The organism is Saccharopolyspora sp. NPDC002578 (genome assembly GCF_053592695.1).
Genome location: NZ_JBSFWJ010000008.1, coordinates 12,688 through 35,974, shown reverse-complemented (window position 1 = coordinate 35,974; position 23,287 = coordinate 12,688). Strand labels below are relative to the sequence as shown.

At 69.5% G+C, this 23,287-nt stretch carries 15 protein-coding genes, 1 tRNA gene and 2 pseudogenes; 8 read left to right on the top strand and 10 right to left on the bottom strand.

Annotated elements, in window-relative coordinates:
• The first annotated feature begins 426 nt into the window (after positions 1-426).
• The gene (locus ACWD38_RS06435; RefSeq protein WP_450123494.1) at positions 427-1,575 is read left to right on the top strand and encodes a glutathione-independent formaldehyde dehydrogenase; all 1,149 of its coding nucleotides are present in this window, start codon (positions 427-429) and stop codon (positions 1,573-1,575) included.
• 292 nt (positions 1,576-1,867) lie between these two features.
• Here the strand turns inward: ACWD38_RS06435 and ACWD38_RS06430 are convergent, their stop codons facing one another.
• Positions 1,868-2,470 carry a TetR/AcrR family transcriptional regulator gene (locus ACWD38_RS06430; RefSeq protein ID WP_184480070.1) on the bottom strand — a complete coding sequence of 201 codons (603 nt, stop codon included), beginning with the start codon at positions 2,468-2,470 and terminating at the stop codon, positions 1,868-1,870.
• 199 nt (positions 2,471-2,669) lie between these two features.
• Between ACWD38_RS06430 and ACWD38_RS06425 the strand changes: the two genes are divergently transcribed.
• The 3 genes from ACWD38_RS06425 (at position 2,670) to ACWD38_RS06415 (ending at position 6,977) form a co-directional block, all read left to right on the top strand.
• Positions 2,670-4,022 carry an FAD-dependent oxidoreductase gene (locus tag ACWD38_RS06425; RefSeq protein WP_450123493.1) on the top strand — a complete coding sequence of 451 codons (1,353 nt, stop codon included), beginning with the start codon at positions 2,670-2,672 and terminating at the stop codon, positions 4,020-4,022.
• 167 nt (positions 4,023-4,189) lie between these two features.
• Positions 4,190-5,332, top strand: coding sequence for an epoxide hydrolase family protein (locus ACWD38_RS06420; RefSeq protein ID WP_450123492.1), 1,143 nt, complete (start codon positions 4,190-4,192; stop codon positions 5,330-5,332).
• 229 nt (positions 5,333-5,561) lie between these two features.
• The gene (locus ACWD38_RS06415) at positions 5,562-6,977 is read left to right on the top strand and encodes an MDR family MFS transporter (protein ID WP_450123491.1); all 1,416 of its coding nucleotides are present in this window, start codon (positions 5,562-5,564) and stop codon (positions 6,975-6,977) included.
• Positions 6,978-7,111: 134 nt separating this feature from the next.
• On the opposite strand, the pseudogene ACWD38_RS06410 reads toward ACWD38_RS06415, so the two are convergent.
• The 4 genes and pseudogenes from ACWD38_RS06410 to ACWD38_RS06395 form a co-directional block, all read right to left on the bottom strand.
• A pseudogene (locus ACWD38_RS06410) lies at positions 7,112-7,687 on the bottom strand (LLM class flavin-dependent oxidoreductase); the annotation flags it as partial.
• Between the two features lie 106 nt (positions 7,688-7,793).
• Positions 7,794-8,342: a phage integrase N-terminal SAM-like domain-containing protein gene (locus tag ACWD38_RS06405; protein ID WP_246456935.1), complete on the bottom strand. Its 549-nt coding sequence runs from the start codon at positions 8,340-8,342 to the stop codon at positions 7,794-7,796.
• Positions 8,343-8,457: 115 nt separating this feature from the next.
• Positions 8,458-8,531: transfer RNA gene (locus ACWD38_RS06400), tRNA-Pro, on the bottom strand.
• 57 nt (positions 8,532-8,588) lie between these two features.
• Positions 8,589-9,649, bottom strand: a pseudogene (locus ACWD38_RS06395) (DNA polymerase IV).
• A 55-nt stretch (positions 9,650-9,704) separates the two neighbouring features.
• Here ACWD38_RS06395 and ACWD38_RS06390 point away from each other — a divergent pair.
• Complete coding sequence (locus tag ACWD38_RS06390; protein WP_184479936.1) at positions 9,705-10,172, top strand: NUDIX domain-containing protein; 468 nt, start codon at positions 9,705-9,707, stop codon at positions 10,170-10,172.
• A 3-nt stretch (positions 10,173-10,175) separates the two neighbouring features.
• Here the strand turns inward: ACWD38_RS06390 and ACWD38_RS06385 are convergent, their stop codons facing one another.
• A complete protein-coding gene (locus tag ACWD38_RS06385) occupies positions 10,176-10,628 on the bottom strand; it encodes a DUF1707 SHOCT-like domain-containing protein (protein WP_184479935.1) in 453 nt (150 codons plus the stop codon).
• A 193-nt stretch (positions 10,629-10,821) separates the two neighbouring features.
• Positions 10,822-12,138 (bottom strand): MFS transporter, encoded by a 1,317-nt coding sequence (locus tag ACWD38_RS06380; protein ID WP_184479934.1) that lies wholly within the window; start codon positions 12,136-12,138, stop codon positions 10,822-10,824.
• Between the two features lie 186 nt (positions 12,139-12,324).
• Between ACWD38_RS06380 and ACWD38_RS06375 the strand changes: the two genes are divergently transcribed.
• The 3 genes from ACWD38_RS06375 (at position 12,325) to ACWD38_RS06365 (ending at position 19,357) form a co-directional block, all read left to right on the top strand.
• Positions 12,325-13,719 (top strand): arsenic transporter, encoded by a 1,395-nt coding sequence (locus tag ACWD38_RS06375; protein ID WP_425503562.1) that lies wholly within the window; start codon positions 12,325-12,327, stop codon positions 13,717-13,719.
• A gap of 259 nt (positions 13,720-13,978) precedes the next feature.
• Positions 13,979-14,518 (top strand): hypothetical protein, encoded by a 540-nt coding sequence (locus ACWD38_RS06370; protein ID WP_450123490.1) that lies wholly within the window; start codon positions 13,979-13,981, stop codon positions 14,516-14,518.
• A gap of 63 nt (positions 14,519-14,581) precedes the next feature.
• Positions 14,582-19,357, top strand: a complete 4,776-nt coding sequence (locus ACWD38_RS06365; protein WP_450123489.1) for a hypothetical protein — start codon at positions 14,582-14,584, stop codon at positions 19,355-19,357.
• An 18-nt stretch (positions 19,358-19,375) separates the two neighbouring features.
• On the opposite strand, the gene ACWD38_RS06360 is transcribed toward ACWD38_RS06365, so the two are convergent.
• The 3 genes from ACWD38_RS06360 to ACWD38_RS06350 form a co-directional block, all read right to left on the bottom strand.
• Positions 19,376-19,594, bottom strand: coding sequence for a hypothetical protein (locus ACWD38_RS06360; RefSeq protein ID WP_184479931.1), 219 nt, complete (start codon positions 19,592-19,594; stop codon positions 19,376-19,378).
• Between the two features lie 62 nt (positions 19,595-19,656).
• Positions 19,657-21,939, bottom strand: a complete 2,283-nt coding sequence (locus ACWD38_RS06355) for a glycoside hydrolase family 3 C-terminal domain-containing protein (RefSeq protein WP_450123488.1) — start codon at positions 21,937-21,939, stop codon at positions 19,657-19,659.
• Between the two features lie 199 nt (positions 21,940-22,138).
• Complete coding sequence (locus ACWD38_RS06350) at positions 22,139-23,233, bottom strand: GDSL-type esterase/lipase family protein (protein ID WP_450123487.1); 1,095 nt, start codon at positions 23,231-23,233, stop codon at positions 22,139-22,141.
• Between the last annotated feature and the right edge of the window lie 54 nt (positions 23,234-23,287).

Below are 23,287 nucleotides of genomic sequence, written 5' to 3'. Positions count from 1 at the left end.
TACGTTCGATCCACACTGGACAGATCCGGTCGATGAACGCCGACATCGACAGGGACGACACCTCCACCGTCGGCCGGTCGGCCTCCCAACGTTGTCGAGCGACGACTTCGACGCCTTGGCCCTGCCGGGCGGCGGGCTGGGTCGACTCCGACGCGGTGGGCCTCCTGCGGGACATGGTCCGGTAAGCCGGTCGGCTCGCCGTGTCATGGCCAGCGGACGTTGGTCGAGGCCGACGTGCGTGGCCGGACCCTGACGTCGTTTCCCAGTGCCCGCAACGAAATCCGCAAAGCCGGGACCAGGGCTTGGTCATCAGCCGCGCCCCCACTGCCCGCGTTCTTCTCCCAGATCGTCGAAGAGTTCGCCGAGGGCCGCCAGCCCGTCGGCGCCCAGACCTGATCGGGCCACGATTCGCACCCGGAGATCATCATGAAGGCACTTGTGTACAACGGACCCCGCGACGTGACGGTCGCCGACGTCGACGACGCCCGCATCGAGGCGCCCAACGACGTCCTGGTCAAGATCACGGCGACGAACATCTGCGGGTCGGATCTGCACATGTACGAAGGCCGTACCGACTTCGAGCAGGGCCGCATCTTCGGCCACGAGAACGTCGGCGAGGTCGTCGAGGTCGGCGCCGGGATCGACAAGGTCGCGGTGGGGGACATGGTCTCCGCGCCGTTCAACGTCTCCTGCGGGCACTGCCAGAACTGCGAGCACGGTCTGACCAACTACTGCCTGGCCGCGAACGTGGAGGGCATGGCAGGCGGGGCGTACGGGTTCGCCGACATGGGCGGCTGGGCCGGCGGCCAAGCCGAGCTGTTGCGCATCCCCTGGGGTGACTTCCAGTGTCTGCGCCTGCCCGAGGACGCGGCCGAGAAGCAGAACGACTACGTGATGCTCTCGGACATCTTCCCCACCGGCTGGCACGCGGTGGAGATGTCGGGCCTGAAGCCGGGCGAGTCCATCGTGATCTACGGCGGTGGTCCGGTCGGACTGATGGCGGCCCTCTCCGCGAGCGTGAAGGGGGCGGCGAAGGTCATGGTCGTCGACCGCCACCCCGACCGGCTGCGCCTCGCCGAGCAGATCGGTGCGATCGCGATCGACGATTCCCAGGGCGACCCGGTCGAGCAGGTCACCGCGCACACCAAGGGAATCGGCGCCGACCGCGGCGCGGAGTGCGTCGGCTACCAGGCCCACGACCCCCAAGGCAACGAGGACAACGCGGCGACCTTGAACAAGCTGGTCTCCTCCGTGCGGTTCACCGGCGGCATCGGCACCGTCGGGGTGTTCGTTCCTGAGGACCCAGGCGGTCCGGATGAGCTGTCCCAGCAGGGCAAGGCCCGCTTCGACTTCGGCAACTTCTGGTTCAAGGGCCAGCAGATGGGCTGCGGGCAGGCCCCGGTCAAGCGCTACAACCGCCACCTGCGCGACCTCATCGCCGAGAACAAGGCCGAGCCTTCGTGGATCGTGTCCCACAACCTGCCGTTGGAGAAGGCGCCGGACGCCTACAAGCACTTCGACGCCCGCGAAGACGGCTGGACCAAGGTCGTGCTCAACCCGGCCCAGGCCGCCTGACTCGCCCCCACGCGAGGTCGACTCCGCGCTAGCCGGTGATCCACCGGCGTAGCAGGGAACATCCCCGCGTGCGCGGGGCCGACCCGAATTGGACTGGTCGAAGATGTGGACGCGGTGGGTTCGGGAAGATCCACTGCATGATCGGCAATCGAACATCAAAAGGCCCGCTGGACTGCACTTTCGTGCTAGCTCAGCGGGCTTTTGCGCCGTCGGACGGCGGGATTCGAACCCGCGGCCCCTTGGCCCCCAGCGGCCTTGAGGAGTGAGCTCGCGCTGTGCGCAGCGGCCCGGCCTACGCCTCGGGCAGCGGGTGGACGGCCCCCATGGTGATGTCGAGGAGTTGCGCCACGGAACGCTTGCCGTCGCAGCTGACCCATTCGAGACGGGCGTATTCGAAGCACGAGACGGCTGCGGCGGCGAGTGCGCCGGCACGCAGTCGCCGCTCGCCGGAAGGTGCGGCGATGAGCCGGGGCGCGAGTACATCGGCGAGAAGCTCGTTCCACTGCGCTTGTTTGCGCAGGTGGCCGCCGTAAAGAACTGGCGTTTCGTAGACGAGCCGCGTCATCCGAAGTGACCGCTCTGCTCCGTCGAGCATCTCGATCAGGTGATCGAACGATCGGCGCAATGCGAGCCAGGGGTCCTCGTGGGGTGAGCGAGCCTCGAGTCGGTCGGCGATGCCGGTGCCGGTCTCGTCCAGCATGTGGGTGAAGACGGCTTCCTTGTTCGCGAAATAGCGAAAGAAGCTGCGAGGGGACAACCCGGCTGCGGCGGCGATCTGGTCCACGGTGACGGCTTCGTATCCAGCTACGAGGAAGAGGTCGATGGCGACCGCCGTCACCTCCGTGCGCACTGCCTGTCGCTTGCGATCTTGCAAGGTCAACTCTGCTCGCTGCATCTCCCGACGTTAACAGAGGAAGTCGGATATGGCATGTCGTGCCTGTAATGGCAGAGTCTGCCAAACCGTGCTACCGTGACTTCTCGGGCGGCGAACCGAGCTCCGGACTCGTGGCCGCCCCCTCCTCCCGAGCGCCGAGCTGGATGCGCCGGCATCAACCAGGCGCGCTTCTCGGAACGAACGACGACTGAAGGCGGACATGTCTCCTGAAACGATCACTGTCGATTACCTGATCATCGGCGCGGGAGCCACCGGAATGGCATTCGCGGACGCCCTGCTCAGCGAGAGCGGCGACACGATGGCCGTGGTGGATCGCAATCACGCCCCTGGTGGCCATTGGACGGTGTCGTACCCGTTCGTCAGGCTGCACGGGCCGTCCAACGTCTACGGGGTCCACTCGCGGCCGATGCCGAGCGATTCGATCGGAGCGAGCCTCGCTTCGCGTCACGAGGTCCTCGACTACTACGACCGCATCATGCGCGACGTGCTGCTGGCTTCGGGTCGCGTCACCTACCTGCCGATGCACGACGTCGCCGACGTGCACCCCGGCCGACCGGCGATCGCGCAGGCGCGGTCCCTCGTCAACGGGGTCACGACGGAGATCATCGTCAGGAAGCGGGTCGTCGACGCGTCCTACGTGAACGTGACCGTGCCCGCGATGAATCGCCCGAGCTACGGAATCGAGGACGGTGTGCCGGTCGTCCCGGTCAACCAACTCGTCGAGCTCGGCGGTGCGCCCGAGCGGTTCACCATCGTCGGAGCCGGAAAGACCGGCCTGGACGCCTGCCTATGGCTGCTCAACCATGGGGTCGACCCGGACCGCGTCAGGTGGATCGCCCCGCGTGACGCGTGGTTGGTCAACCGCAGTCACGACGGAGCCGAGCCGCAGTTCCGGGAGCTGACGAAACTGCACGGACACGATTCGGTCGACGCCGCGATCGGAGTGCTTGAGGAGCTAGGCCTGGTGCTCCGGCGTGACGTCGCCGTCACGCCCAGCGCCTTCCGGTGCGCGACGGTCAGCTCCACCGAACTCGGTCAGCTGCGGCAGATCGAGAACGTGGTGCGGCTGGGGCGCGTGCGCCGCATGGACTCCGCCGGAGTCCATCTTGAGGGCGGCAGTATCACGACACCGCCCGGGACCGTCTACATCGATTGCTCCGCCGACGGCCTCACGCAGAAGTCGCCGAGGCCCGTCTTCGAGGACGGCTCGATCGCATTGCAACCCCTGTTGCCGTGCCTTGTCGCACCTAGTGCCGCGGTCATCGCGAAATTGGAATGCCTCGACCTTGACGACAACGCCCGCAACCGCTTGGCCCCTCCGGCGGAGAATCCCCGTACCGCTCGTGACCTGCTGTCCTTCTACGGCACGCGCATGGAGCGCTTGCACCGGTGGTCTGGTTCGCCCGCTCTGTTCGAGTGGCTCCTCGGATCTCGGTTCTCGGCCGGCTTGTTCGACCTGCACGAGATGGCCCATCCGGACAACCGGGCCACGGCGGCAGCGCTCGCCGCGCACTTGGGCAACGTCCTGAACCGGGACAGCGTAGCTGTGTGAATCGGCCGGAGTTCGAGCGAAGCATAGGGAATCGAGCGTCTGTGGCAGAAAACGACAAGAAAGGTGTGCGACGTCAGCATGTTCAGCGATTCTGGATTCGGTCGGCATCATCGAGATGCAGCAGGTTCCGGCGCCCGTATCGGCGGGGAAGAGGCGGAGGTCGTCCGGTGACAGTGCGCCCGTTCGTGGTCGATGTGCCGCAACGCGAACTGGACGAACTGAGGGAACGCCTGCGTCGTACTCGACTGTTCGATTCGGATCTTGGTTGGTCCGCCGGGATGCCCGCCCGAACGCTGCGCGGCCTGATCGATTACTGGATGAATGAGTTCGACTGGCGCCTGATCGAACGTCAGATCAACGAGCTTCCCCAGTTCCAGGCCGACGTTTCCTCCAAGGCCGGCGAGTTTCGCCTGCACTTCGTGCATGCACGTGGAAGGGGACCGGACCCGTTGCCGCTGGTGTTCAGCCATGGCTGGCCGGGATCGTTCTGGGAGGTGCATAAGATCATCGGTCCGCTGACGGATCCGGTCGCTCACGGAGGCGACGCAAGGGATGCCTTCGACGTTGTCGCGCCGAGCCTCCCGGGGTATGGATTCTCTCCCCATCCCGGCCGACCAGGCGTCGATCCATCAGCGATCGCAGAAGCGTTCCACACCCTGATGGCGGACACTCTCGGTTATCGTCGCTACGTCGCCCAGGGCGGGGACTGGGGTTCGTTCGTCACCGCCGCGCTGGGACGCAGCCACTACGGGGTCAGTGAAGGTGTCGCAGCCATTCACCTGAACTTTTTTCCAGACCGGCCTTCGCGGGCGTCCGTGGAACATGAGGAGTACCTGCGGGCCGTTGAAGATTGGAACGCCCGCGAGGGCGGGTACTCCCACGTGCAGGCGACCAAGCCGCTGACCATCGGTCACGCGCTGACGGATTCCCCGGCGGCCCTGGCAGGTTGGATCGTAGAGAAATTCCAAAGCTGGAGCGACTGCGAGGGGGACGTTGAATCGGTTTTCTCCAAAGATGACCTACTAACTGAAATCATGTTCTACTGGCTCGGCGGCACTAGTGCAACCGCGGCCCGCCTGTACTACGAAGCGGCCTCCACGTCCGGAGTCGCGCCGAGCGGCTCCAGGGGTGTCCCCACCGCTTACGCGGCTTTTCCCCAGGAACTCTTCGTGCCATCACGCGAAGTCGTTTCCACAGCCTTCAACGTTCAACGGTACAGCAAGTTCTCCCGCGGCGGCCATTTTGCCGCTTTGGAGCAGCCCGACGCGCTCGTGGAAGATATCCGCACCTTCTTCCGTAGTTATCGGTAATGCCGGTCGGCTTCGGATTGATCAGAATGTAGACGTATCCCTGCTCTCGCGCACTAGTGTCGCCATGTTCCTTTTCGTTGGATTTCGAGTCCACCTCCATCGCACAGTTGGCCATCGTGGGGCTGGCGGTTGACTTATCGCTTCACGTGTTCACTGTCGGCTCGATCAGGTGCGCTCGGCAGATTGCAGTTCTTCTTCGAAATTGCCACGGGCGGAAAGGGGGCCCCGCGTGACCAGTCCCGCGTCGCGTATCGAACAAAGGGCGGAAAACCACGCAAGACCGTTGATCGGCGTCATGGTCAGCGCTGCATTCGTGATGATTCTCAACGAGACCATACTCAGTGTTTCACTTCGTGACCTGAGCATCGAGCTTGCCGTGCCGTCTACTACTGTGCAGTGGTTGACCAGCGGGTATCTGTTGACTATGGCCATCGTCATCCCGGCGACCGGCTACTTGCTCGATAGATATACGCCCCGTCAGATGTTTCTAGTGTCGCTGCTGATATTCACCGCAGGTACCGTCCTGGCTGGTTTGGCTCCTGGATTCGAGGTTCTGCTAGCTGGGCGTGTGGTCCAGGCCGTTGGTACTGCGTTGATACTCCCGCTGCTGATGACGACGTCATTGCGGCTCGTCCCGGAGGAGAAGCGCGGCGCTACGATGGGAACGATCACCATTGTCATAGCCGTAGCCCCTGCGATCGGCCCGGCGATCGGTGGCGCCGTCCTCTCCGGACTCAGCTGGCGCTGGATGTTGTGGCTGGTTCTTCCGCTGTCCCTGGCCGCGCTCGCGATTGGTGCCCGGTGGCTGCACCTCGACACCGCTGAAAGCCCGCCCCCGCTGGACATCTCGTCGGTATTCCTTTCGGCGATCGGGTTCGGCGGCCCCGTCTACGGCCTGTCGGCGATCGGTAAGGGAAGTGGTGGCGGTGTCCCGTCATGGATCGCCGCTGGAGCCGGGCTTGTAGCGCTCGTGCTCTTCGTAGTCCGACAGCTGCGGCTGCAACGAGAAAATCGAGCATTGCTCGATCTGCGACCATTCGGGCGGCGTCCGTTCGTCATCGCATTAATGATTACGGCGTTGATGTTGCTGTCCCTGATCGGCGTTGCGTCAGTGCTACTGCCGCTCTACTTGCAGACGGTGCTCGGTGTGAGCCCGTTAGTGGCGGGGCTCATCATGCTCCCGGGAGGACTCCTTTTCGGAATTCTCGGTCGGCCGGTCGGCGCACTGTTCGATCGGCGCGGAGCCCGACCCTTGGTCATTCCAGGTGCTGCGCTAATGGCGTCGGGCCTCGGCCTGTTCTCGATCACGGGTACCGGAACTCCGCTGTCGGCTATCGTCGTATTTCACCTCGTGCTGATGTCCGGGATGTCACTGATGCTGACGCCGCTGATGGCGGAAGCTCTGGGTTCGTTGCCGGACAAGCTGTATTCGCATGGCAGTGCCAGCCTCTCCGCGGTGCAACAGGTCGCAGGCGCGATGGGTACGGCGTTGTTCGTCTCCATAGCCGCACTCGGCTCAGCCACTGACGAGCTCTCCCCGGACGCTGCCGGCCTACATGTGGCGTTCGCAACGGCCGGCGCTATCGGGCTCCTGACGTTGCTGCTGTCACTACTGGTGGGTCATCGGTACGCGCAAGCGCGGTAGTGATCGGGGTGGCGCATGCATGCACGACGCGTCAGGTGCGTCCAACAATCCAGTGCGGCACGAAGCTGTTCTCTGCCGAAGCGACCACCTTCACGCGCCACCCTCGATTCTGCTTGTCGGCTCCTGCCCGCTGGTCAGGTGACGATGTCGGCGAGCCGGGTGATCTCGTCGGGGTCGTCTACGGCGGAAACGAAAATGATCTCGTCGATACCGAGGTCGGTGTAGACCGTGACGGTCTGCTCGATCGTCTTCCGGGTGGTGCAGAGCACCGCGTTGGTGGCGATCTCCTTGGGTGCCAGCCGGTAGAAGTCCTGGATGTTCGCCCGTCCGGCCTCGGGGGCGCCCAGTGCGAAGTAGGCGAGCACGACGAGTTTCGGGGCGCCCTGGCGGCCTGCCTCGTGCCAGGCACGCTTCGCCGCCTCGAAGCGCGGGGCCGTCGTGGACGACGGCAGCGAACCGCCGATGTAGCCCTCGCCCCAGCGCACCATGCGATCCAGCGCGTGAGCGGAGTACCCGCCGAACAGCATGGGGACTTGCCGGGTTCCCGATGGCACGGCTGGGTTCGGCCCGTTGCCGACCGGGGCGCCGGCCCAGACCTCGCGGTAGGTCGCCAGGTCGGATTCCAACCGCGCGCCGTGACCGTGCAGCTCGTGCCCGGGAACGGTGAATTCGTCCCCGCGCGAGCCGACGCCCACGCCGAGCGTGAGACGGCCGCCGGAGACACCGGGGACGTGAAGTTGATCCCGGCATGGGGCAGGCCGAGACGAAGAAGTTGCTGGGGGGCAGAGGGAAGGATTTCGTCAGCTTGCGCGATGACTACTGCAACACCGGTGCCCGGCTGTCAGAGGTCGCGATCTGTCGGTCGAGGATCTGGACTTCGGCACTGATTCCGTTGCGTACCGCGGAAAGGGAGCGAAGACCCGTCGGGTGCGGTTCGGGCACAAGACCGCTCGTGCGCTGAGTCGCTACCTGCGGGCTCGCGCGAAACATCCGGGGTCCGGGCGGCCCAACGTGTGGCTCTCGGTGCGAGGCGGTCGGCCGCTGGGCGCCGAACGGTCCGCGTTCCGAGAGGGCTTTGTGCTTGTTCGCGGCAGTTGAGGCGGACCTGGTTTCGATCATCCAGGCTTGGAAGGACTCGATGTGGGCTTTGGTGATCTCGGCCGGGTCATCGGCGGCGTCGTCGGCGTCGGGGTCCGGTGAGTGTTCGGCGACGTTGCGGGCGAGCTGGGAGGCGGCGAGCAGGTAGTTGTAGCGGGTGGTCTCCGGGTGGTTGCCGGATCGCAGCGCGCGGTCCCAGTCGCGCAGGTATCCGGACCACGTCGGGGACAGTTCCCCGGTGATCCGATCAAGATCGAGAATGGGCATCGGGAACCTCCGAAGTCAAGGGGTCCAGCAACGGCGTGCTCGACTTCGAAGAACCGACCAAGAGCAGAAAAAGAGGGCCTTCGCAGTGTCTGACCTGCGAAGACCCTCTCGACCGTCGGGACGGCGGGATTCGAACCCACGACCCCTTGACCCCCAGTCAAGTGCGCTACCAAGCTGCGCCACGTCCCGGCCACACCCGTTGTTTGCGGTGTGCGGAAAGCTTAGCGCACTGTCCGCAGAGGATCTTCATCGCCCCTCGGTTTCGGTGTTCGTGCTGGTCAGGAGTTCGGCTCGGGTGCCGATGAGGCGTACGGGGCGGGTGAGGGCGAAGGCGGCCAGGGCCTCGTGGGAGGCGGCGGCTAGGGCGCTGGGTTCGCGGGTGGGGGTGGTGAGGCGGACGCCGTGCGAGTGGGTGCGGAAGTGGGAGTTTCGGAGCTTGACGACGACGCGGCCCGCTAGGAGGTCGTGGACCGCGAGGTCGTCGGCTATCAGGTGGGCGAGGCGGGTGAGTTCGGTCCGCAGCCTTTCGGGGTCGGTGGTGTCGGTTTGGAAGGTGATCTCGCGGCCGTAGGAGCGGGGCCGGTACGGCTCGGGTTGCACGGGGGTGGGGTCGTAGCCGCGGGCGAGGGCCACGAGCCACGGGCCGGTGCGGGGGCCGAAGTGCTCGGCGAGGGCGAAGCGGTCGGTGGTGGCGAGGTCGCCGACGGTGCGGAGGTCGTGTTCGGCTTGGCGGTGCGGCGGCCCACGCCTCGGAGGGCTTCGGGCGGGCGCTCGTTCATGATGTGCGGCCAGTTGTGCTGGTCCAGGCGGAAGATTCCGGTGTCGGTGAAGCCCGCGGTGGGTTTCGCGAAGCCGGAGGCCGTTTTCGCGCGGAGCTTGTTGTCGCCGATTCCCACGGAGCACACGAGTCCGGTCCGGGCGTGCACGTGGTCGCGGAGTTCGGTGGCGGAGCGGGTGGCGTCGTCGGTGTCGAGCAGGAGGTACGCCTCGTCCCAGCCTGCTTCCTCGACGACGTCGGAGCGGTCGCGCAGGGCTTCGACGAAGGTCGCGGACGCCGCCAGGTACGCGTCCTTGTCGAGGGGGAGGAACACGGCTCGGGGGCAGCGCTTCGCGGCGGTGCGCAACGGGGTTCCGGAGTGCACGCCGGATTCGCGGGCTTCGTAGGAGGCTCCGGCGACGACGCCGCGGCGGGTGGGGTCTCCGATGCCGCCGACGAGCACGGGTTCGCCGCGCAGTTCGGGGCGTCGCAGCAGTTCCACGGCGACGATGAACTGGTCGAGGTCCACGTGCAGCACCACCTGCTCCACCTGGCCAGCTTGCCTGGTTCGGGGAGTGGCGGCAGCTCGGCGGTACGGTCGGCGGATGGCGAAGCGCAGCGCGGGGATCCTGCTGTACCGGATGCGCGAGGGTGCTCCGGAAGTGCTGCTGGTGCATCCGGGCGGCCCGTTCTGGAAGAACAAGGACCTCGGTGCCTGGTCGATCCCGAAGGGCGAGTACGGCGAGGACGAGGCGCCGTTGTCCGCCGCGGTGCGCGAGTTCGAGGAGGAGACGGGGCTGCGGCCGGTCGCGGACTCGGCGATCGATCTGGGCGAGGTGCGGCAGAAGAGCGGCAAGGTCGTCACGGCGTGGGCGGTGCGGGGCGAGTTCGACGTGAGCTCGTTGCGCAGCAACCTCGTGGAGCTGGCGTGGCCGCCGCGGTCCGGTCGCACGCAGAGCTTCCCCGAGGTGGACCGGGCCGAGTGGTTCGCTCCGGCGGTGGCTCGGGAGAAGATCCTTGCCGCGCAGGCGGAATTCCTCTCCCGGTTGCTGGGGGAACTGGGGTCGGAGTGAGGGTCAGCGTTCGGTGCGGTGGCCGAGGATGACCAGCGCGAAGTACACCGTCAGCAGTACCCCGGCCGCGGCGAACAGGACCGCCGGCTCCTGGAGGGCGAGCAGCAGGACGCCGAGCGCGCCCGCGACGGCGCACGACGAGACGGTCGCGGTGACGGCGTAGCGCAGGTGGGGGACGTCCGCGCGGGGCTCCGGGATCGCGGTGCGGCGCAGCTCCACCGGCTCGTCGAGACGAGGGTGGGGGCGGGGCAGGTCCTGGAACGCCGCGAGCAGTTCCGACCTGGTGCGGGCGTGCTGCACCTGCACGGCGCGGTCCCCGAATTCCTCCGAGGTGAGGCGGCCCATCGCCACGTGCTCGTTGAGGAGGCGCTGGCCCTGCGCCCGGTCGGAGTCGGACAGGCGGGTGCCGCCGTGCTCCAGGATCCAGGTGCTCGTATCCACGTCCGCGTGCGTCATCGCGTTCACCTCGAAGTGCTCGTGCCGCCGTCCGTCGGCGATGAGCTCACGCTAGGGCGCGGGGCGAGGTGCGCGGATCGGACTCCGGGTCGGTGGCGGGTGGCCGAAAGGACGAGAATTCGCCGCCCTGCCAAGTGGTTCCGGCCTGGAGGACGAGCGTCGCCGGCTCCTCGCGGAACCGGCGACGACTCGGTCAGTCCAGCGCGGAGTCCTTCGTTTCGCGGCTGATCAGCAGCGCGATCAGCGTCAGCGCTCCCATCGCGGCGAGGTAGACGCCGACCCAGCCGACGCCGTGGCTGCCCGCGAGCCAGGTCGCGATGTAGGGCGCGACGGAGGCGCCGAGCAGGCTCGCCAGGTTGTAGGACACCGACGCTCCCGTGTAGCGCACCGCGGTGGGGAACAGCTCCGGCAGCACCGCGCCCATCGGGCCGAACGTCAAGCCCATCAGGGCGAGGCCGACGATGAGGAAGCTGAGCACCGCGGGCAGCGAACCGCTCCCGAACCACGGCCCCATCAGCAGTCCGAACACGATGATCGCCGAGGTGATCACGAGCAGCGTGGAGCGGCGGCCGAAGCGGTCGGCCAGCACGCCGGCGATGGGCACGGTCAGGCCGAAGAACACCACTCCGATGAGCAGGAACACCAGGAACTCGGAGCGGCTGTAGCCCAGCCCGGACTCGGCGGTGCCGTAGGACAGGGTGAACACGGTCATCAGGTAGAACAGCACGTAGGTCGCGAGCATGATGAACGTGCCCAGCACGAGGCCCTTGAGGCCGGTGCGGAAGACCTGCACGAAGGGGACCTTGGCGCGGGCGCCGGACTCGACGACCTTCGCGAACGCGGGTGTCTCGTGCAGGCTCAGCCGCACCCACAGGCCGACGATGACCAGGACCGCGGAGACCAGGAACGGCACCCGCCAGCCCCAGGCCAGGAAGGTCGCGTCGTCCATCGTCTCGGACAGCAGCAGGAACAGGCCGTTCGCCACGAAGAAACCGATGGGGGCGCCGAGCTGCGGGAAGGTGCCGAAGGTGGCGCGCTTGCCGCTGGGCGCGTTCTCGGTGGCCAGCAGTGCCGCGCCGCCCCATTCGCCGCCGAGGCCGAGCCCCTGCCCGAACCGGCACAGCGCCAGCAGCAGCGGCGCGGCCACGCCGATCGACGCGTAACCGGGCAGCAGCCCGATGAGCACCGTCGAGATCCCCATCGTCAGCAGCGAGGCCACCAGGGTCGACTTGCGGCCGATGCGGTCGCCGAAGTGCCCGAACAGCGCGGAACCGACGGGCCGCGCGACGAAGGCGATGGCGAACGTCGCCAGCGACTGCAAGGTCGCGGCGGTGGGGTCGCCGGCGGGGAAGAACAGCTTCGGGAACACCAGCACGGCGGCGGTGGCGTAGACGTAGAAGTCGTAGAACTCGATGGAGGTTCCTACGAGGCTGGCCACCACGACTTGGCGAGTGGAGTTGCGCGGCGCGGAGTCCTCCGCGACGGCATCGGGAACGTGGCCGACCGCCATGGTCCGGAACCTCCCTGTTCACACGTTCAGACCAGAATGAGCACACGTAGGGTAACCCTCGCTGCCCATTCAGCGGGAACCGATTCTCAAGAAATGGACGTGGCATCGACCACGGCGCGTCGTCCTCCGAGGTGGGGCATGGCCTAGTCTCGCGGGGCGAGGGCGGCGGCGAGGGTTCCACCGCGCATGGCGGAGGGGTTCGAGCTCGTGATGACGGTGGTCGCTGGGGCGATCTTCGTGCTGACCTTGGCGTTGGTCATCCGGCGCCCCGGTGGGCTGGGGATCGGGTGGAGCGCGCTCGGCGGGGCCGCCGCGGCGCTGCTGACCGGGGTGGTCGCGGTCTCCGATGTGTCCACTGTGGTCGGACTGGTGTGGAACGCGACGCTCGCCTTCGTGGCGATCGTGCTGGTCTCGCTGCTGCTCGACGAGTCCGGCTTCTTCGAGTGGGCCGCGCTGCACGTGGCCCGCTGGGGCGGCGGGCGCGGGCGGCGACTGTTCGTGCTGGTGGTGCTGCTCGGCGCGGCGATCTCGGCGGTGTTCGCCAACGACGGCGCCGCGCTGATCCTCACCCCCATCGTGCTGCAGATCATGCTGGCGCTGCGCTTCACCCCGGCCGCCACGCTGGGGTTCGCGCTGGCCACGGGGTTCGTGGCCGACACCGGAAGCCTGCCGCTGGTGGTGTCGAACCTGGTCAACATCGTGTCCGCGGACTTCTTCGGGATCGGGTTCGCCCGGTACGCGGTGGTGATGGTGCCGGTCGGCCTGGTCTCGGTGGCGGCGAGCCTGGTGGTGCTGCTCTGGTACTTCCGGCGGGACATCCCGGCGGCCTACGACCTGACCGCGCTCGCCGAGCCCGCGTCCGCCATCCGGGACCGGGTGACGTTCCGCGCCGGGTGGGCGGTGCTGGGCATGCTGCTCGTCGGGTACTTCGCGGCCGAACCGCTGGGAGTGCCGCTGTCCGCGGTGATCGGGGCGGGAGCGGTGGTGCTGCTCGCGGTGGCGGCCCGGTGGCCAGGATTCCTGTTCCGCGCCGAGCGCAAGGCGCTCGTCGTGTCCGGTGGCGGACCCGCCGGGCCGGACTCCGGTGGGCGGCGCATCGCCGTCGGCAAGGTCGTCCGCGAAGCGCCGTGGCAGATCGTGCTGTTCAGCATCGGCATGTACCTCGTCGTCTACGGCTTGCGCAACGTCGGGCTGACGCGGGAGTTGGCGGCGCTGTTCGGCCACTTCGGCGCGCACGGCACGGTCGCCGCCGCCGTGGGGACCGGCGTGGTGGTGGCGGTGCTGGCGTCGATCATGAACAACCTGCCGACGGTGCTGATCGCGGCGCTGGCCATCGCGGGTGCGGGCGCGACCGGGCTCGCGCACGAGGCGATGATCTACGCGAACGTCATCGGATCCGACCTGGGGCCGAAGATCACGCCGATCGGCAGCCTGGCCACCTTGCTGTGGCTGCACGTGCTCGACCGCAAGGGCCTGCACGTCGGGTGGGGGCGCTACTTCCGGACGGGGATCGTGCTCACCGTGCCGGTGCTGCTGGTGACGTTGCTCGCGCTGGCCGGATGGCTGACGGTGCTCGGCTGATCCGCATCGGATCGACGGCGGTCGTCGCGACGGGCTCATCATCCGCGAGCGGAGATCACCGCAGGGCCTCGTCGAATCCCCCGCATGCCAAGAGATTCGCGTCCCGGCGGCGAGACGCGCTCTGAATGCCGGGAAATGCTGGTCCCTTCGGGTTCTTCTCGGTTGCGCTCGTTGGCGCAGCGGCGAACGCGGCGGTAGATCTCGTCGTGCTCCCGTCTTCCGGATGCGGCGCACCTCCGGCCGCGCATGCGAGGTTCACATGCGGTTCCCCGTTCGATCCCGTCGGTGGCGGCGGACGCTCGGCCTGCTGCCGTTGCCGCTGATCGCCGCCTGCGCGGTGGGATTCGGCCTCGTGGCGCCGGAACCCGCGACCGGCGTCCCGGCGCGGTGGGGAGCCGGTTGGCTGGACGCCACGGCCACGTTGATCCCGTCGCCGCCGATGGAACAGATGATCGCGCCGATGCCGATGGACCACAGCCCCGAGGTCCAGATCGTGCTGCAACTGCGCAACACGACCGGCGCGCCGGTGCGAGTGCCCTTCGAGGACGTCGAGCTGCGGATCGACGGCGCGGACGGACCGGCCGCCGCCGTCGCGGGCGTCGGCGGGCCGCGGTGGATCCGGCCGGGCGGCACCGTCGAGGAGCGGCTGCGGTTCCGCGCCCGGGACGGCGCCGAGCACGTCCGGCTGACCGTTCCGGACGGCGACGGCGAGATCACCCTCGGCCTGCCGGTCCGGCCGATGGAGCAGGAGCCGGAGCGAGATCCTGCGCCGCCGGGGCACGGCCACGGCGGTCATTAGGGGCGTGGCGGCATGCGCAGCGATCCATCCGACAGCTCGCCGGGAGAAAGCGGGGGAGGCCTCGTGCGAACGACGATGCAGCGCCGGTACCGGTCGTCGGTGCTGGCCCGGAGCACTGCGGCGGCGGTGCTCGTCGCGGGCGTCGCGCTGGCGGAACCGCGCGGCGTCGGGTGGATCGACGTCGGCGGGTTTCCGGCGCCGGCGCAGGCGGTGGGGTTCGGGCTGTTCGCGTTCGCGTTCGCCATGACGGCCGTGGTGCTGGCGCTGGCCGGTGTCGACGTCGCGGTGGGCTCCGCCGCACCGGCGACGCGATGGGTGCAGCGGTCCTGCGCCGCCGCGCTCGCGATGTGCGCGTCGCTGGCGGTCGTGGCCCCGGCGAGGACGGCGCTGTCCGGGGTGTTCCTCGGGAGGCCGGAGTCGCTGCCGGACGCGGGCGGGATCGTGCACGAGGTGGCGGTGGTGGCGCCGGTGCTGGTGGTGGCGGCGGCCGTGGTGTGCCTGCCGACGACGGTGATCGTGGCCCTCGGGGCGTGGTGTCGTGAGCGGTCGTGGCGGCGGGCTTCGGTTGCCGGGGTGCTGGCGGTGCTCGTGGTGGTGCCGCTGTGCGCGGTACCGGCTACCGGTGATCCCGGCCCGCCGCCTCCCGCCGCACCGCCGTCGTCGGGGGTGTGCCCGGCCGGAGCGCGCCAGATCACCTACGACCTGTCCGCCTTCCAGCTGGACATCCCGCTCAACGGCTGGGGAGACCACCTGCCGGACGGGTTGGTGTACGCGCTGAAGAACGACGACGCCCGTGTCGGCAAGCGCGATCTGGAACGGAATCCGCAGCTGTCGCAGCCGTTGACGATCCGGGCGAACGTCGGGGACTGCGTGCGGATCGAACTGCGCAACGACATCCGCGACCGCCGGGTGGGCATCCACCCCGACGGCCTGGTGCAGTTCGACCCGCGGGACTCCGACGGTGCGATGGTCGGCGGGAACCCGGACACCTCGCTCGGCCACCGGGAGCAGGGCACGTTCACCTGGTACGCCGACCACGAGGGGCAGGCGCCGGTCGTGGACATCGCGAACCTCGACAGCGCGGCCGAAGGCTCCACCAGCACTCAGCGCGGCTTGTTCGGCGGCGTGATCGTGCACCCGCGCGGTTCGACGTGGCACGACCCGATCACCGGAGCGGACCTGCTCGACCGCCGCACCGGCCGGGCGGTGCAGTCCGAGCTGTTCGCCGACGTCCACGTTCCGGGCGGCGAGGACCACCGCTCCTTCGCCATCATGATCATGGACGAGGTCGAAGGGGTCCGGGACCGCGACGGCGAGCAGCCCACCTTCCCGACCACGGGCCTGGCGGACGCCACGTTCGGGATCAACTACCGCAGCGAGCCGCTGCGCAACCGGCTGCGGGCCATCCTGGAGCATCGCGGCACGCCCACCCCGGAGAACCCGTCGGGCACGGCGAAGACCATCACGTTGCCCAACGGGCGCACCTTCACCCCGCAGGACCACTTCTGCGACGGGTACGTGGTGGAGCTCGACCGGGTCGTCGAAGATCCCGGTGCGAAGTGCCAGAGCGAGGAATCGCACCTGCAGTCCTGGGTCTTCGGCGACGAGGGCAAGCTGACGCGACCGGGCGGACCCGGCGCGGAGCCGGTCGTGGACACCGACGCGATGATCTCCAAGGCGTACGTGGGCGACCCGGTGCGGTTCGCGCTCATCCATCCCGGCGTCCGCGAGACCCACCCCTGGCACCAGCACACCCAGCGCTGGTTCGCCGACCCGGACAACCCGACGTCACCGCGCAAGGACGTCCAGGCGATCGGGCCGGGCGAGGCGTTCGAGCTGCGCCTGGAAGGCGGCGCGGGCGGAGTGCAGCGCACCGTCGGCGATTCGGTCTTCCACTGCCACTTCTACCCGCACTTCGCGCAGGGCTTCTGGGGGCACCTGCGGATCTTCGACCGGTTGCGCGACGGCACCGCGGCCAACCCGGACGGCACGCCGCTGCAAGCGCTGCGGGAACTGCCCGACCGGGCCGGTGCGACACTCGCGCCGGACGCCCGGCACCCCGGTTTTCCGCTGTTCGTCGAAGGACAATTCGGCCAGCGCGCGTACAAACCGCCGCACACCGTCATCGAGGACGACTTCGCGGAGCTGCGGCGCCCCGGCGACACGGTCCGCGGGCCGACTCCGATGGAAGCGGCGAACATGCCGGCGCTGGACCCGGCCAAACCCGGCGCCGGATTCGTCGACCCGTGCCCGCCGGAACGCCCCGAGCGCACCTACCGGCCGCACGCCATCGACCTGCCGCTGCTCTACAACGAAGCGGGGTGGAAGGACCGCCAAGGACGGCTCTACGTCGAGGAGAGCCACCTCGACGCGGTCACCTCCGGGCGGGAGAGACCGGAGCCGTACACGATCCGTGCGCGCCAAGGCGACTGCATGCGGATCCTGCTCACCAACGACCTGCACCTGGACGAGGATCCGGACGAACCGATCGACCACGTCAACCGCTTCGACGGCGACTACATGCTTCCGGAGGAGACCTCGGAGGTCTCCGCGCACGTGCACCTGGTGCAGTTCGACGAGCTCGCCTCGGACGGCACGTCCGTCGGGTTCAACTACGCGCAGACCGCGATGCTCGGGCAGACGGCCGCGTTCCGGTGGTACGTGGACGAACCGCTGAGATCGGTGTTCTTCCACGACCACCAGTACCCCAGCCTGCACCAGCAGAAGGGGCTGTACGCGTCGATGAACGTGGAACCGCCGGACGCGGTCTGGCGCGACACCCGCACCGGCGAACCCACCGACGGCGTCGGCACCGAAGCGATCATCGAATCCGACCTGGGCATGGACTTCCGCGAATTCACCCTCTACTACGCCGACCGCGTCCCGCTGTGGCGGAACTTCGGCGCGGGGCCACCGGTGCAGCCGCCGGGCGTTCCGGGTGACTTCGGCGAAGACCAGGGCGGTTACGCGGTGAACTACCGCAACGAGCCGTTCCAGATCCGCACGCGGCCGGGCCTACCGGGGCCTCGCGGTGATCCTGCGTACGTGTACTCCTCGACGGTGCACGGAGATCCGGCCACTCCGGTGCTGCGCGCCTACACCGGTGAGCCCGTGCTGATCCGCAACATCGCCGCGGCGCACGAGGAGATGCACGACTTCACCTTGCACGGGCACAAATGGCTCAACGAACCGGACAACCCGAACAGCGAGCTCACCGACCAGCAGGCCCTCGGGCTCGCCGAGTACTTCAACTACGAGATCATCGGGTCGAACGTCGTCCACCGGGGAATGGAGGGCGAGCAGCTCAAGGACGAAGCCGAAGTGACACCGGGCAATGGCGGGCCGGCGATCGTGAACAGGGGCGCCGGTGGACCGGGCGACTTCCTGTACGGCTCGACCGCGCTCGACGACCAGTGGCTGGGGCTGTGGGGGATCTTCCGCACCACCGACCGGCCGCAGCCGGATCTGGCTCCGCTGCCCGACCACGGCCTCCCGGGACAGGCGCCCGCGCGGGAGCCCGCCGCCGACCGGTCGCGGCCCCACGCACCACCGCGCGCGGAACCGGTGAACACCTGCCCGAGCACGGCACCGGTGCGCAGGTTGGGCGTCGACGCGGTCGAGCACCCGCTCCGGTTCAACCCGGACGACGGGGACCACGATCCGTTCGGGCTGGCCTACGTCAGGTCGCAGGACGCGGCGGCGGTGCGCGCAGGACTCCGGCCACCGGAACCGCTGGTCCTGCGGGCGCGCGCAGGTGAGTGCATCGAGATCACGCTGACCAACGGGCTGCGCCCAGGCGGCCAGCCGCCGCACGGGAACCACGTGCCGCTGCCCGCGGACGCCCCGTTCCCGCGCGGTGACCGGGTGTCGCTGCACGGCGGGATGGTCGACTACGACGTGCGGACCTCCGACGGATCGACCGTCGGGTTCAACGCGGACCAGACGGTGCGGCCCGGTGAGTCGATCACGACCTACTGGTTCGCCGCTCCCGAGATCGAGGGCTCCACGATCACGCTGTCCGACTTCGGGGACCGCCGGGGCAACGCGCACCACGGCCTGTTCGGGACGCTGATCATCGAGCCGCCAGGGTCGATCTGGACGGACCCGGTGACCGGCCGCCCGGCCACCGGCACGGCCGCCGATGTCCGCTGGGTCGAGGACGGCGCTGCGCGGGCCACCCGCGAGTTCGTCGCGATCTGGCAGGACGGGGTGCGGCTGTTCGACCGCGACGGCGAGCCGATCCCGGAGGCCGTGTCGGGCGAGGACGTCGACCTGGATCCCTACGAGCGGGGCAACCGCGGCATCAACTACCGCAACGAGCGCTTCGCCCCGCGGCTGCGGGACGATCCGGAACAGGCGCACGTGTTCAGCTCGCGGGTGCACGGCGACCCGGCGACACCGGTGTTCCGCGCGCACCAGGGTGATCCGGTGACGGTGCGGTTCGTGCACGGTGCCGATCGCGGGCGGGTGCACACGATGCTGGTGTCGGGGCACATGTGGCGCTACCAGCGCGGCGACGCGAACGCGGCGATCCGGTCCGCCGTCGGCGGAATGCTGCCGGAGACCGAGGCGACCGTCGAGCTCATCGGCGGCGCCGGCGGACCCGGCGGGCGGACCGGGGACTTCCTCATCCGGGACGGGTTGACCATCAACCAGGTCAACGCCGGGTTGTGGGGGCTGCTGCGGGTGGAACCGCGCCACCGGCCCGGTTTGCTGCCGCTGAACGGGCGAGCGGGTCCCGCACCGGAACCGGTGCACCCGGCGGTGCTGCCCGCCGCCGCGATCGTCGAGGGCCGCGGAGCACCCCGCCGTCGGAGGCGGCGGCGGACCCGGGGCTGAGCGGGAACGGCCGCGAGCTCAGGCGGGGTTCTTGGCCTCGTCGCCGGGCAGGAGGCGATCCTCGAACACCTGCGGCTCGGCGTCGGCCGACCAGTGCCTGCGGTAGTTCGCCAGCGCGTTGCCCAGCCGGTCCCGCGCGGCCCGCGCCACCGAGTCGTCCGCTCCGATGCCCACGTGTGCGCACACGGCGACCGACGAGGCGTCCAGCCGGGGGCGTGCGTTCTTCACCGTCTCCACACCCCCAGTGTGCAGTCCCGGCAGAACCGGCCTCGACCGGGGCGTCCGCCGCGAGATGCCGGTCACCGCCGCGCGCGGTTCGCCTGCTCCGCCCACTCCCGCAACTGCGCGTGGGTGATGGCCACACCGGGGAACCTGGCCAGCCGCGAAGCGGGGAACGACCGCATCATCCGCACGTGCTGCGGGTCGGCGGCCAGCTCGCTCATCGGGCCCGCCGCCAGCGCCTCGCCCAGCAGGCGGCTCGCCACCGGGTCGTCCAGCCAGGCGCCCAGCTCGGATTCCGGCGCGAGCGGGCTGCGGATCGGCTCACCCGCGAGCTCCACCACGGCCGACAGCCGCGTGCTGCGGGACGACGACGCGGCCCGCAGCTCGAACTCGCCGCCCTCCACGACCCAGCGGCCGAGCGGCCCGTGCCAGTAGGCGAACGCGCGCTGATCCAGCTCCAGCGCCACGCGGGTGCTGCCACCGGGCTCCAGCGCGACCTTCGCGAACGCCTTGAGCTCCTGCTCCGGCCGGGACACCGAGCACTCCGGGTCGGCGACGTAGAGCTGCACGACCTCCTGGCCCGCGCGGGAACCGGTGTTGGTGACGGTGAGCGAGACGCCGACCTTCGGCCGCGGCCCGTCCTCCAGCACCGACACGTCCAGGTCGGTGTAGTCGAACGTCGTGTAGGACAGGCCTTCCCCGAACGCGTGGCTCACGGGCAGTTCGTGCGCGTCGTACCAGCGGTAGCCGATGAGCAGTCCCTCGCCGTAGCGGACCGCGCCGTGCTCCCCGGCGAACCCGCCGGCGGCCGGGGCGTGCGCGCCGCGCACCGGGATGGTCTCGGCGAGCCGTCCGGACGGGTTCGCGGCGCCGGTGAGCAGGTCGGCGAGCGCGCCGCCGCCCGCCTGGCCGGGCAGCCAGCCCTGCAGGATCGCCGTCGCGTGCCGCTGCCACTCGTCGACGGTGACCACCGAACCGCCCGCGAGCACCACGACGACGTGCTCGTTGACGGCCGCCACCTCCCGCAGCAGGTCGAGCTGGTTCGCGGGCAGCGACAGGTGATCCCGGTCGTAGCCCTCGGATTCCGCGGACGGGGGCAGGCCCAGGAACAGCACGGCGACGTCGGATTCGGCGGCCCGGCGCACCGCTTCGGCGGCCAGGCCCGGATCGGGGGCGTCGGCCTCCACCTCGTAGCCGGGGGCGAAGCGCAGCTCGGCGAATCCGGCGGTCTCCAGCGCGCTCAGCGCGTCGTCCAGCCGCGTCGGGCGCACCTGGGAACTGCCCGCGCCCTGGTAGCGCGGCGTGCGGGCGAGTTCGCCGAGCACGGCCACCGTCGTCGACTCCGGCCGCAGCGGGAGGACGCCGGAATCGTTCTTGAGCAGCACCGCGCTCTCGATCGCGGCCCGCTTGGCGAGCGCGTGGTGCTCGTCGGGGTCGAAACCGGCCGCGCCCGGTGCGGAGGTGGCGCGCTCGACCAGGCGCAGCACCCGTCCAGCGGCGACGTCGATGTCCTGCCCCCGCAGCGTTCCCGCCCGGTGGGCCGCGACGATCACCTCGGCTCCCGCGCCACCGGAGGAGGGCATCTCCAGGTCCAGCCCGGCCGCCAGGCTCTCGTCGCGCGCGTTGACCGCGCCCCAGTCGGACACGACGAGCCCGTCGAACCCCCACTCGTCGCGCAGCAGCTCGGTGAGCAGCCAGCGGTTCTCCGAGGCGTACACCCCGTTGATCCGGTTGTAGGAGCACATCACCGTCCACGGCCGGGCTTCGCGGACGACGTGCTCGAACGCGGGCAGGTAGATCTCCCGCAGCGTCCGCTCGTCGACCTCGGCGGAGATCGTGAGCCGCTCGGTCTCCTGGTTGTTCACCGCGAAGTGCTTCACCGAGGTGCCCACGCCCTGCGACTGCACGCCCCGCACCAGCGCCGCCGCCAGGTGCCCGGCCAGCAGCGGATCCTCCGCGAAGTACTCGAAGTTCCGCCCGCACAGCGGGGTCCGCTTCATGTTCACGCCCGGCCCCAGCAGCACCGCGACGTCCTCGGCCCGGCACTCGGCGCCGAGCGCGCGGCCGACCTCGTCGAGCAGGTCGGTGTTCCACGAGCTCGCCAGGCCCGACGCGGTGGGGAAGCAGGTGGCGGGCACGCTGTCGGCGAGCCCCAGGTGATCACCGCCGGCGCGCTGCTTGCGCAGGCCGTGCGGGCCGTCGGTGAGCATGATCGACGGGACGCCGTGCTCGCGCAGCGGTTCGGTCGTCCAGAAGTCCGCGCCGTCTAGCAGCGCCGCCTTCTGCTCGATCGTCAACGAGCGCAGCAGCGCGGGAACGTCCCAGGTCCCGTCCGCTGCGGTCTCCGGCGTTGTCGCCATGACGGCTCCCCTCCGACGGTCCGATACCGATGAGATCGTCCCATCGAGGACGTGGAGATCAGCCCCCGCCCGCCGGGCCGGAGCCGCCGTTCGCGGCGAAAGCCCAGGTACGCCAACGAGAACGACCTCACTGCCTGTCCCTGATCTTGGTTTTCCAGGTGAGCGGCCAGCTGCTCAAGCCAAGATCAAAGAAAGCCCGTCAAGGTGCCTGTTCGGGAACGGGCTTGAGCTCGCCGCGCTCGTCGGCGACGCAGGCCGCCCGCTGGACGTCACCGGCGAGGAAATCGCCCAGGCATCCCGCGAGGGCCGCGTGACCGGCGGGGTTGGCGTGGAAGGACTCCTGCATCGCGTGCGGCGCGCGGTAGTCGTCCTGCAGGCTCTCCCAGTCGACGGTGAGGCGGGTGAACCACTCGGCGTCGTTGCGAGGCACCGGCACCTGGCCCGCGGGCGTGCCGTCGGTGGGCGCCCCCGTGCAGGCCTCGTGCCCGTGGCCCGCGCGGGAGAGGTCCAGGAAGCGCGCCCCGGTCTCGTCCGCCGCCGCGCGCAGTCCCTCGGACAGCTGCGGCACCCCGGTGTCGCGGATCCACCGCAGGTCACCCGGCTGGAACGGGCACCCGGAGAGGTTGTTCAGCCGCGGGTCGAGGTCCGGGCCGACGGGGGAGGCGTAGGACTGCACCACCAGCGAGTAGGCGCCCGGGGTGTAGCCCGCCTCGTCCATCACGGACCGGACGTCGCGCAGCGCGGAGACGACCTTGGGGCGCATCGCCGCCACCCGCTGCGGCCACTCGTCGCGCATCGGCTCGGCGCAGCCGCCGGGGGCGCGGGTGGCCCACGCCTCCACGCAGCGGTTGACCAGGTCGGTGAAACCGGGGTCGTCGTTGGCGCCGACCTGCACGACGATGTCGGTGATCCGGAACCGCTGCGTGAGCTCCGCGAGCCGCGCCGCCTGGGAACCTTCGGCGTGCTCGGGGCTCTCGTCGGAGCCGACCAGCTTCGCCTGCGCCCCGGAGCAGGCGAGGTTGATGGGCGTCACCTGCGGCGGCAGCGCCAGCTGGTGCACCGGGGCGGCCGGTGAGCGGTGGCACCAGTCGCCGTTCTCACCGTTCGTGCCCGCTTCATAACGCCCGCCGCCCTCGCCGGACAGCGTGCTGTCGCCGAGCGTGACCACCGCCGGGGGCAGCCGTTGCGGCTGCTGCGGCAGGCTCGGCAGGTACTGATCACTGACCAGGATCGCGAGCGCCAGGACGCCGCAGACCGCCAGCAGTGCGAGGAATCTCGATTTGTGCGCCCGCATCGCCGATCAGTCTATGAGCAGCCGAACTCGATCATGGGCGGTGTCCGGAGTGGT